11 protein-coding genes are annotated in these 10,836 nt (G+C 64.3%); all 11 read right to left on the reverse strand.

Features of this window, described 5'->3' with window-relative positions; genetic code table 11:
• Positions 1-9 precede the first annotated feature (9 nt).
• Complete coding sequence (locus ACFTZB_RS37000) at positions 10-1,050, reverse strand: ABC transporter ATP-binding protein (protein WP_007299690.1); 1,041 nt, start codon at positions 1,048-1,050, stop codon at positions 10-12.
• Between the two features lie 56 nt (positions 1,051-1,106).
• Positions 1,107-1,637 carry a hypothetical protein gene (locus ACFTZB_RS37005; protein ID WP_378439557.1) on the reverse strand — a complete coding sequence of 177 codons (531 nt, stop codon included), beginning with the start codon at positions 1,635-1,637 and terminating at the stop codon, positions 1,107-1,109.
• Positions 1,634-2,215, reverse strand: coding sequence for a hypothetical protein (locus tag ACFTZB_RS37010; RefSeq protein ID WP_378439559.1), 582 nt, complete (start codon positions 2,213-2,215; stop codon positions 1,634-1,636). Before ACFTZB_RS37010 ends, ACFTZB_RS37005 begins: the two co-directional genes overlap by 4 nt.
• On the reverse strand, positions 2,191-3,678 hold the full coding sequence (locus ACFTZB_RS37015) for an MCE family protein (RefSeq protein WP_378439561.1): 1,488 nt from the start codon (positions 3,676-3,678) through the stop codon (positions 2,191-2,193). Before ACFTZB_RS37015 ends, ACFTZB_RS37010 begins: the two co-directional genes overlap by 25 nt.
• Positions 3,678-4,817: an MCE family protein gene (locus ACFTZB_RS37020; protein ID WP_378439563.1), complete on the reverse strand. Its 1,140-nt coding sequence runs from the start codon at positions 4,815-4,817 to the stop codon at positions 3,678-3,680. Before ACFTZB_RS37020 ends, ACFTZB_RS37015 begins: the two co-directional genes overlap by 1 nt.
• Positions 4,814-6,028, reverse strand: coding sequence for an MCE family protein (locus ACFTZB_RS37025; protein WP_378439565.1), 1,215 nt, complete (start codon positions 6,026-6,028; stop codon positions 4,814-4,816). The genes ACFTZB_RS37020 and ACFTZB_RS37025 overlap by 4 nt, the downstream gene beginning before the upstream one ends.
• The gene (locus ACFTZB_RS37030) at positions 6,028-7,029 is read right to left on the reverse strand and encodes an MCE family protein (protein WP_378439567.1); all 1,002 of its coding nucleotides are present in this window, start codon (positions 7,027-7,029) and stop codon (positions 6,028-6,030) included. Before ACFTZB_RS37030 ends, ACFTZB_RS37025 begins: the two co-directional genes overlap by 1 nt.
• A complete protein-coding gene (locus tag ACFTZB_RS37035) occupies positions 7,029-8,036 on the reverse strand; it encodes an MCE family protein (RefSeq protein WP_219459594.1) in 1,008 nt (335 codons plus the stop codon). The genes ACFTZB_RS37030 and ACFTZB_RS37035 overlap by 1 nt, the downstream gene beginning before the upstream one ends.
• On the reverse strand, positions 8,036-9,199 hold the full coding sequence (locus tag ACFTZB_RS37040; protein ID WP_378439570.1) for an MCE family protein: 1,164 nt from the start codon (positions 9,197-9,199) through the stop codon (positions 8,036-8,038). Before ACFTZB_RS37040 ends, ACFTZB_RS37035 begins: the two co-directional genes overlap by 1 nt.
• Before the next feature lies 1 nt (position 9,200).
• Positions 9,201-9,977, reverse strand: coding sequence for an ABC transporter permease (locus ACFTZB_RS37045; RefSeq protein WP_037231384.1), 777 nt, complete (start codon positions 9,975-9,977; stop codon positions 9,201-9,203).
• 141 nt (positions 9,978-10,118) lie between these two features.
• On the reverse strand, positions 10,119-10,836 hold a 718-nt coding region (locus ACFTZB_RS37050; RefSeq protein WP_378439572.1), incomplete at its 5' end, for an MlaE family ABC transporter permease.

The raw sequence follows: 10,836 nt of genomic DNA on the forward strand, positions 1-10,836 counted from the left end.
GACGGTGGCTTACACGGATTCGAGCGGCTCCTCGTAGAGCGGGAATTCCTCGGTGTCGTCGTAGGAGCCGAGGCTCTCCTCGAAACTTTCGTGGATCGCGATCTGGGCGTTCTCCGGCAGGGTGTGCATGATGTGCCGGACGCGTTCCTGGCGGCGGGCGACGGCTTGCCGGAACGGCATGCCGGGTGTGGCTTTCATCTGCGGGACGATGCCTTCGACATCGTCGACGCCGCCGGCGTGGTGGCCGGCGTCGACCATCGCCTGTTCGGCGGCCATGGTGGCTTCGTCTTTTTCCTCGGACATTCCGATCGGGCCGATCATGGTGCCGTTGAGGAATTGTTTGACGACCGGCTGGTCGCTGGTGAGCAGCACCTCCCGCGGACCGAACATCACCAGTTCCCGGCGGAAGAGCATGCCGATGTTGTCGGGCACCGTGCGTGCGAGGTTGATGTTGTGCGAGACGATCAGGATCGTTGCGTCGATTTCGGCGTTGATGTCGATCAGCGTCTGGGAAATGTAGGTGGTGCGGACCGGGTCCAGACCGGAGTCGGGCTCGTCGACGAGGATGATCTGCGGGTCCAGTACCAGCGCCCGCGCCAGGCCGGCGCGTTTGCGCATACCGCCGGAGATTTCGCCGGGCAGTTTGTCCTCGGCCCCGAGGAGGCCGACGAGTTCCATCTTCTCCATGACGATCTTGCGGACGTCGGATTCGGACTTTTTGGTGTGTTCGCGCAACGGGAACGCGACGTTGTCGTAGAGATTCATCGATCCGAACAACGCACCGTCCTGAAACAGCACCCCGAACAGCTTGCGGATCTCGTAGAGTTCCTTGCTCGAGCACTCGAGAATGTTGGTGCCGTCGATCACGATCGAGCCCTGCTCCGGACGGAGCAGACCGATAAGCGACTTCAGGAACACCGATTTTCCCGTACCGGACGGTCCGAGCAACGCGCTGACCTCGCCGGTGGGGAGGGTCAACGACACGTCCTGCCAGATTCTCTGCGAGCCGAACGACTTGGTCAGTCCTTCGACGGATACCTCGACACCCACCACTACCTCCTACGATTGCGAAAACATCGACTGATCCCCTTGTTTCGGGGAATTGGTCAGACCGGGGTCAACTCCGACATGACCCATGTCCCGTCCTGCTCGGTCATGCCGACTCGGACGCGGCTGCCGTCCAATTTCGGTGCGGCGCTGTCGGTGCTGGTGGTCGACTGGTTGACGAAGAACAACAGTGTCACTGCGTCTTCCGACGCGGAGACGACGGACGATTCGACGACGGTCGCCGACGTGACGACCTGGCGTTGTTTCGCCGATGGGATGATGACCTCCTTGCCGACGCTGTCGAACTGGCCGCGGAGGTCGCCGCCGAGACTGGGAAGTATGTCGGCGAAGTGCGCGTCGATGGTGTTGAAGTCGTACGACAACACGTCGCCGAGCAGTTGGGTGGCGCGGTCGCGCGCCTGTGTCTGCGCGGCGTCGACCTGGCGGTGGTCGTGCACCTGGAGGGTGATGGCGGCGGCCACCGCGACGAGGCCACCGGCGACGAGCACGGTGAGATAGCGAGTGGCCCGCCGACGTGCGAGGGACCAGGTTGCGACTGCCTGGGGTATTTGGGCGAGTGTGTTTCTCATGCCACGAACTCCACATCTGAGACGAGCCAGCGGCCGTCCACCGAATCGAGGGAGACCTTCATGCGGTACACCCGGATCTCCCCGTCGGGTGCCTCGGTGTTTTTCACCGTGGATGTCACGGCGGCGAGGACGACGGCGTGGTCGTCGTCCGCCTTGACGAGGCCGGCTTCCTTCACTTCGCCGGTCGACTCCACCTGGCCCTGGTTGAGCACGTCACCGAAACTTCCCGATGCGCTGGTGAACTGGTCTCGGAACGGCCCGGTGGTGCCGTCTGCCACACGCTGAATGTCTTCGTCGACGCTCTGGTGTCGCAGGGTCACGAGGTTGACCACCACCTGCCGGGCCGTCTCGAGTACCTGTTGGTCTCGTGACTGTGCGGTCTGTTCGGCCCGTAGGTTCGTCCACGAGACGCCGCCGACGACAAGGGCGGCGAGGGCGACGAGTGCGACTGCCGCCGTCGTCACGATGAACCCTCGGGTACTTTTACGCACCTCGGAGTCGGCTGTCGCGGCCGCGGCATCGTTCCCGGCTTGATCGAGGTCTGGTTCGACCTCTACCGGAGCAGTAGTGCCTGCCATGTCAATTCCTCCTCTAACTTTGGTGCAGAAACGCTGGCGATCGAGTAAAGATCGCCGTTCGGTGCCCGGAAGTTCCCGGTGATCGGGTCGTACGGGACGCTGGTGTCGCCGTTGCCGCCGGTGAAGTCCTGCGGGTTCGACCATGAGGCCGGTGCGACGGTCAGGGGTTCGGGACCGCCGGGAGCGGGTTGGCTCGCGATCGGTCCCGCGTTCGGTGCGCCGGTGTCCGTCGCCGGCGGCGAATACGATTGTCCGGGCCGGGCCAGCATTCCCGGCCAGGTGGACGGCAGACCGCCCGGGCAGTTCTCGATCTCGGCTGTTCGCACGGTGGGATCGGTCGCACAGGGGATGTTGCGTGCCCCTCGGGCGACCCGGGGGTCGGCCGGCGGGAGTTTGCAGTAGGAATTTTCCGGTGCCGGGACCGCGCTGAGATCGCTGGGGTCGCGGCGCTGCGTTTCCTGGTACCCCTCGGTGCAGGGGAGCGGGTTCGCGGAGTTGCCGAGTTTGACGTCGAGGGCGCCCTGACCGTACATCCGGTCGTCGGTCTGGACTCCTCGGTGCATGTAGTTGATCGACGCCGACACAGCCGGGTAGATCACCAGGATCTGCTGGATCCCAGGGATGTTGACGCGAGCGACCTCACCGACTGTCTGGAGGTTCGCCAGCAGCAGCGGAACGGTGGGGCGGACGTCGTCGAGAGTGCCGCTGACCGTGTCGAAGAACTGTGACCCATTGTCGAGGACGCCACGGACCTGTGCGTCGCTCATCACCAACTGCTCGGAGAACGAGGACAGATCGTGGGAGAAGCTCGCGATGTCGGCGCGGGAGTCGACACCGGCAGCGAGGACCGGTTCGGCGTCGTCGAGCAGGGTTCGGGTGGTCCCGATCTTCGCCTGCGCGAGTTCGATGAGTGGACGGGAGGAGTCGATGAGCCGTGACAGGGCCGGTCCCGCCCCGTTGAAGGCGGTGTAGGCCTCGTCGACCGTGACCCGGAGGTCGTCCTCGGGCAGCTCCGACAGGAGTACGTTCACCTTGTCGACGACCTCGGAAGCGGGTACCGGGATCTCGGTGTTCTGCTCGGTGATCACGTCGCCGTCCTCGAGGAAGGGGCCCTCAGAGGACGCCGGAACGAGGTCTAGATACTGCTCGCCGATGGCCGAGACGCTGCGGACGAATGCCTGGCTGTTCGCCGGAACAGCGAAGTCCGAATCGAGCTGCAGTTCTGCGGACGCCCGATCGGGGCCGACGTCGATCGACTTCACGACGCCGACGTCGACGCCGCGGTACGTCACCAGGGAGTTCACATAGAGTCCTCCGGCGCTGTCGAACTCCGCCGTGATCGTGTACATGCCGATCCCGGTGACACGCTTGAGCCCGAGGTAATTGACCGCGGCGTTGCCGACGGCGAGGACGGCCACCACACTGAAAACGATGAGCTGGAAGCGAACGAGTTTCGATCTCATCAGCGCGGTGCTCCGTTCTTCGGTGCGGACGTTGCGGGCCCGCTGGATGTCGTTGCACCGGTGGGTGCCAACAGCGGGTTCACCGCTTGGCGAGCCGGGTTCAGTCCCGCTAGCTCGTCGAGGGGGATGCTGCCGAGAACCTTGCCGCCGACCGTCTCGGCGCTGACGTCGAGCGTGAGGAACAAGTTCATGTAGTCACCCTTGATGGCGCGCTGAGTCGTGGTCACCGGGAACGGGACCGTCGCAGCGATTTTGAGCGCTTCCGGAAGATGATCACCGGCCGCGGCGAGCTGCGAGAGCACCGGCTGCAGAGACCGCAGATTCGCGTCGAGGTCCTCGCGGCTGCTCTCGAGCACTTCGGTGGCGACCTCGCCGAACCGGCCCACGTCGTTCAGCATGGTCGTGAGTTGCTTCTGCTGCTCGTCCAGGATCTGCAGCGCCGGCTGGATCGAGGTGATGCCTCGGTCGATCGTCTGATTCTGGCTGGCGAGTTCCGCGCCGAGGCGGTCGAGCCCGTCGATCGCGCGGACGATGTCGTCGCGCTGTTGATCGACTCCGCTGACGAACTCTTCGAGGTTGCCGAAGAGGCTGCGCAACGATTCCTCGCGGCCACCCAGAACGCGATTGAGTTCGGAGGTCACGGTGCGGATCTGTTGCAAACCACTACCGTTGAGCACGAGGGCCAGCGCCGAGAGCACCTCCTCCGTGGACGGGTACTGACTGGTGCGGTCGAGGGGGATCACGTCCCCGTCGGCGAGTGCACCGACCGCCTCGACGCCGGGCGGCACCGTCAGCTCGAGGTACTGGGAGCCGAGCACGCTGGTTTGTGCGAGCTTGGCGCTGACGTTCGCCGGGATCTCGGCCCGGGGATCGATCTCGAGTGTCAGTTTGGCGCCCCAGTTGTCACCCGTGATGTGGCTGATGTTCCCCACAATGACGTTGTTAGCCTTCACTGGCGAGTTTCCCACCAGATTCTGGATGTCCGCCAGTTCGACCGTCACCTCGTGTGCGTCACCGCCGACCACGTTGCCGGGCAGTCCGATCGAATTGATTCCGTCGAATCGGCACCCTGCCGCCGCGGCCACGACGCCGACGAGCATGGTCGCGGTGAGCGCCGACCTCCGAATTGAGTTCGTCATCGTGGTCCCTCCGGAAGAATGAGGTTCTGGAGACTCTGGGTGATGGAGGCGACGGGATCACTCGGGCCGGGAGATCCCGGCGCGCCTGCGGGTGGAGTCGGATTGGCGACGGGTGCTGACGCTGCCTGTTGCACGGCCGCGTTGGCCAGTGGTGCGGCGAAAGCTCCGGCAGCAGTGGCGCATTCATTCGCGGGTGCGTCGACCGTGGTCAAGAGCGCGCAGATGAGCGAGCGCGGGTCCGGCATCTCGGGCACGGCGAGGGCACCCGTGAGTGAGTTGGCATCGGGATCGTAGATGTTGTAAAAGTCCGACAGCGCCGTCGGTCCGGCGTGCAGGATCGACATCAGGGTGTCTTGCCGGTCGACGAGCAACCGGGTGATGGTTTCGAGCTGCCCGGTATTCTCGACCAGCGCCCCACGGTTGTCTTCGACGAACTTCGTGACTTCCTGGAACGTGGTCAACATGCTGCTGAGCAGTGCGTCGAGTTCGGTCCGGTTGGCGTTGAGCAGCCCCGACACGTTGGCCAGTTCACCGCTGAACGCCCGAATCTGCTGGTCGCTGGCAGCGAGGGCGGTCGTGAACTTCTGCAGGTTTTCAACAGTGCCGAACAGGTCCTCGCCGCTTGCGTTCAGCGTGGTGGCGGCGTCAGAGAGATGGGTGAGGGAGTCGTGCAGCGCCGTGCCCGTCCCGTCCAGGGTCCTGGCGGTGCTGCTCACGAAGCGATTGAGCGAACCGTCCGGGTGCTCCGGGGTGCGGCCGGCGTCCTCGGCGAGCTTGACCACCTGCTTCTTGATCTCGTCGAACTCGACCGGGACGGCGGTGCGGTCGAGGGGGATTTCGTCGCCGTCGGACAGGGTCGGTCCACCCGAGTAGGCCGGCGCCAGCTGGATGTAGCGGCCGGTCACCAGTGTCGGGGCGACGACTGCCGCCTTCGCGTCGGCGGGGACGTCGTACTCGTTGTCGTAATCGAACTCCACCCGGACCCGTTCGCCGTCCGGTTCGATCGTCGTGATGCGGCCGACCTCGACGCCGAGAATCATCACCCGGTCTCCGACATACATGCCGGTGGTGTTCCGGAAGTAGGCCGTGACGTGGTTGACGGAGTGGTTTTCGATCCAGGCGGCGGTCAGCAACCCGACGAGGGCGACCGCGATCACCACGGCGAGCAGTCTCGCAGGCAGTGCCCGTGCCATCTCACGTACCGATGCCATCAGCGCGGCCCCCCGAAACTTCCGGGAAGCTGCCCGGAGAGATTGGCCGGGACGATGTTGTGCAGCAGCACCCCGAAGAACGGTCCGCTGCCCACCGCCTCACCGACCTGCCTCGCGAACCGTTCGAGGCCGGTCAGCGACGCGTTGATGTTGTCGTAATTGCTGTTCAATGTGGCCACCAGAGTCTTCATCTGATCGAGAGTGGGTCCGAGTGTTGCCGCGTTGTCGCGGGACAGCCCGGTGAGCGCATCGGCCACCTGACGGGACTGCACGAGGACGTGATGGATGGTGTCCGCCCGATTGTTCAGCGCGGCGAAGAGCGACTGGCCTTGGCCGAACAATGCGGAGACCTGACCGTCCCGATCCGCGAGGATCTTGGACACGTCGGCCGCACCCGCGAGCAACCGACGCAGTTCCTCGTCCCGGCTCGATACCGTCTCCGACAGGCGGGACAGCCCGTCGAGAGAGGACCGCAGGTCCGGCGGAAGCTCGTCTTCGACCGAAGACACCTGTTCGAGTGCGCCGGACAGGTTCACGGTGTCGGTCTCGGACACCTTGTCGGTGACCTCCTCGAGCGCCCGGGTGATGTCGTATCCCGAGCTGGTCTGCGCCAGGGGGATGGTCGCGTCGTCGGCGAGCTCGCCGTGACGCCCCGGCGTGATCTCCACGTACCGCCGACCGAGAGCAGTTTCGACCTTGATCGCAGCCGTCGTGTCGTCACCGAGCCCGACCGCGCCGCTGTCCACATCGAACTCCACGTCGACCTTTCCGCCGCTGATCGAAAGCTCCCTCACCTCACCGACTTTCACCCCGGCGATTTGCGTCGTGTCACCGACGGCGAGGCCACTGGCATCAGCGAACTCGGCATGGTAGGTGGTGGCCCCGCTGATACCGGGGATGGACTTGAAGTTGAGCGCAAGGAGAAGGACCCCGATCAGGACCGCTGTTCCGATCAGGCCCATGCGGAACGCATCCCGCTCGAGGAAGGATTTCTGAGCCATCACTGGCACCTTTCTGCGGGAGCCTTGAACATCGGTGTGACGCCGCCGGGACCGGGCCCGGACGCGTACTTGATCGCGAGACCACAGACGAAGAAGTTCACGAAACTGCCGTAGCCCGCGACGCGGCTGATGAGGCGGTAGTTCTCGGGCAAGGTGGAGAGCACCATGTTCAAGGTGTCGGTGTTGGCGTTGAGATTGCCCGCCAGATCACCCAATGCGACGACATCCTGCGCGATCGCCGGCCGGTTCTGGTCGAGCACACTCGAGAGACTGTCGGTGACCTGGTCGATGTTCACCAGGGAGTTGGTGATCAGGTCACGGTCACCGTCGAGGCCCGCGACCAGCCGCTGAAGCTGGTCGATGAGCGTCGAAAACTGGTCACCGCGATTGTTCACGGTCCCGACGACGGTGTTGAAGTTGCTCACCACCTGACCGATCGCCTGATCCCGGTCCGCGAGCGTGTTGCTCAAGGACCCGATCTGACTCACCAGGCGTCCGATGCTCGCCTCCTGGCCGTTGAGTACCTCGATCAGAGAGGCGGACAGTTGATTGGTCTGATCCGGGTCGAGCCCCTGCAGGAGGGGCCGGAACCCGTTGACCACCTGGTCGAGGTCGAGTGCCGGGGTGGTCTGCTGGAGTGGGATCGGGCCGTCGAGCGCACCGATGGCACCCGGTCCATTCGACAACTCCACGTAACGGTCACCGATCAGGTTCTTGTACTTGATCCGTGCCGTGGTCCCCTCCGTCAGAGGGCGCTCGGTGGACAGGGAGAACGACACCACCGCGGTGCCGTCCGCGGCCAACTCCACCCCTTTCACCTTGCCCATCGGCACACCACCGACCTTGACGTCCTCGCCGTTGCCCAGGCCGGACGCGTTCGCGAAGACGGCCTGATAGGTGTTTGTGCTACCGAAGCGCATGTTGCCCACCACCGTCGCGACACCGAATCCGGTCAACGACGTGACCAGGACGAAGATCAGCAACTTGATTCCGGGTGCCTTCGTCATCAGCGCCCACCTCCGAACATGAACTGTGCGAACGGGTTACCGATCAAGTCTTCGACACCGCGCGCGGGCTGGTATGCCTTGCTGCCGTCGTCGAAATCGGTGTGCCCCGGTGCCTGCGCGGGGTCGTAGCACCGCGGTGCGCCGTCCGCACCGTTCTTCGGCGCGTTCTTCGGGTACGTGTACGGCGGATCACCCATCAACAGGGTGCCGAGGATGTTCAACCCGGCCTGATCACTACCACCGACGGTGCGCTCGAGATATTTGTTGGTCTGGTCCATGCTCGCCAAGAAGCACGGATACATCGGCGCATTCTGTGCGAGCAGTGCGGTCGTCGGTTCCAGCACATCCAGCGACTTCTCCAACGGTTCGCCGGAGGCCTCGAAGAAACTCCGTCCGCTGTTGCCGAAGCTGCTGAAACTGAGCAGGAACGCGCTGAACTGATCCTTCTTCTCGGTCACCGTGTCACCGGTGGTGCTGACATGGTCGACGGTCCGAAGGAGGTCCGGAGCGGCGTCGGCGAGGACGTCGGAGACCTCGGCACCCGTGACCAGATCGCGCTGCAACGTGGGAAGACTGCCGTTGAACTCGGACAGGTACGTGTCGAGCTCGACCATCATGTCGCCGAGTTGGTCGCCGCGGCCCTGCAGGGACGTGGACAACGCACTCAACGTCGCGTTGACCTTCTGCGGTTCCACGGTGCGCAGCACCGTCACCAGCGAGTCGAGGAGGTCGTTCACCTCGGTGGCCACGCCGGTGCCCCGGACCACCGAGCCCGCCGACACAGTGGTCGCCGAGGGATGCTCCGGCTGCACGAGTGTGACGAACTTGCGACCGAACAACGTGGTCGGATCGATCACGGCAGTGATGTTCTCCGGTATCGACGACGTCCGGCTCTCGTCGATGTCCATGGTTATCTGGGCCTGGTCGTCCACCAGCTGCACCTTCGAGACCCGGCCGACGACGACGTCTCTCATCTTGATATCGGATCCGGGTTCGAGCATGAGACCCGACCGCGCCGAGTACAACGTCACCGGGACGGTCGAGGCGAACGATCCGCGGTAGACGCCGACGGATACCGCCGTCGCAATCGCGAACAGCGTCACCAGACACACCCCCAGGAGTACATACACCAGGCGGCTTCGCTCTTCGATATGGCCACCCATGTCAGCCCGCCACTTTCACGGCGCCGGCGGAGCCACCGTAGACGGCGATTCCGATCAGCAGGTCGATGACCATGATCGCGATCAAGGAGGTGCGCACGGCCCGCCCGACCGCGACGCCGACTCCCGCAGGCCCGCCCTTCGCGTTGTAACCGTGGTAGCAGTGCACACACATCACCACCACTGACATCGCGAGGACCTTCACCATCGACCACGCGACGTCGCTGGGCACGAGGAATACGTTGAAGTAGTGCTGGTACGTTCCGCTCGCCTCGCCGAGGTATTCGGTAACAAGCTGGGTGGCGACGTATCCGACGAACAACGCCACCGCATACAGCGGAATCACCGCGATGATTCCGGCCATTACCCGGGTCGTCACCAGATAGGGGAGCGACGGAATCGACATGGTCTCCATGGCATCGATCTCCTCGCTCACGCGCATCGCGCCGAGTTGCGCGGTGAAACCCGCACCGACCGTTGCCGTCAGCGCAATACCTGCGATGACCGGAATGGCCTCCCGGGTATTGAAGAACGCCGAGATGAATCCGGACAGCGCGCCGATCCCGATGCGCCCCATCGAGGTAGCACCCTGCTGGCCCACTTCGTATCCGACCGCGGTGGTGAGCAGGGAGATGACGACGAGAGTTCCCCCGATGACCGCGAGGGCGCCGGTGCCCATGCTGACCTCGGCGAGTAGCCGGAGCGTTTCCTTCCGGTACCGCCGGAAAGTGCGCGGAATCGCGGTGACGGCATGGCTGTAGAAATGGAGCTGTCGCCCCATCTCCTCCAAGTGGCCGATCGGTGCATCGACCACGCTGAGCGCGACCGTGGCAACCCTGGGTCTCGCGCCGGTGGCCCGAGTAGCTTTCGACACAGAATTCTCCCGTTGACAGCCGTCTTAGCGGCTAGAGGTGGAGCGCTGTCAGTGCAGCGCGAGAGTCGTGATAACCGAGTTGGCGAGGAAAAGCAGCAGGAAGCTGAACACGACGGTCTGGTTCACTGCGTCTCCCACGCCCTTGGGTCCGCCCTTCGCGTTGAGTCCCAAATGGCACGCGACGAGTCCTGCCAGCAGGCCGAACACCGCCGCCTTCACCTCGCTGACGAGGAAGTCGGGCAGTTTGGTCAGGATCGAGATCGCAGTGACGTATTGCCCCGGCGACGCGCCCTGCATGTATACCGTCGCGATATAACCGCCCACCAGGCCGACCGCCGACACGAGGCCGTTCAGGAACATCCCGATCAAAGTCGACGCCAACACCCTCGGCACAACGAGGCGTTGAATCGGATCGATCCCCAGCACCTTCATCGCGTCGATCTCTTCACGAATCGTCCGTGAACCCAGGTCGGCGCAGATCGCGGTCGAGCCGGCACCTGCCACGACGAGAACCGTGACAACCGGGCCGATTTCCCGAATGATCGCGACGCCGGCGCCGGCGCCACTGAGGTCGACGGCACCGATCTCGGCCAGCAGGATGTTGATCTGATAGACGAACATCATGCAGAAGGGAATCGCCATCAGCAGCGCTGGCATGATCGACACACCGGCGATGAACCACGCCTGCTGAACGAACTCGCGAGCGTGGAAGGGGCGCTTGAACATGCATCGGAACGTCTCCATCGACGTCGCGTAGAACGCGCAG

The organism is Rhodococcus sp. NPDC057014 (genome assembly GCF_042673295.1).
In the GTDB taxonomy this organism is placed as follows: domain Bacteria; phylum Actinomycetota; class Actinomycetes; order Mycobacteriales; family Mycobacteriaceae; genus Rhodococcus_F.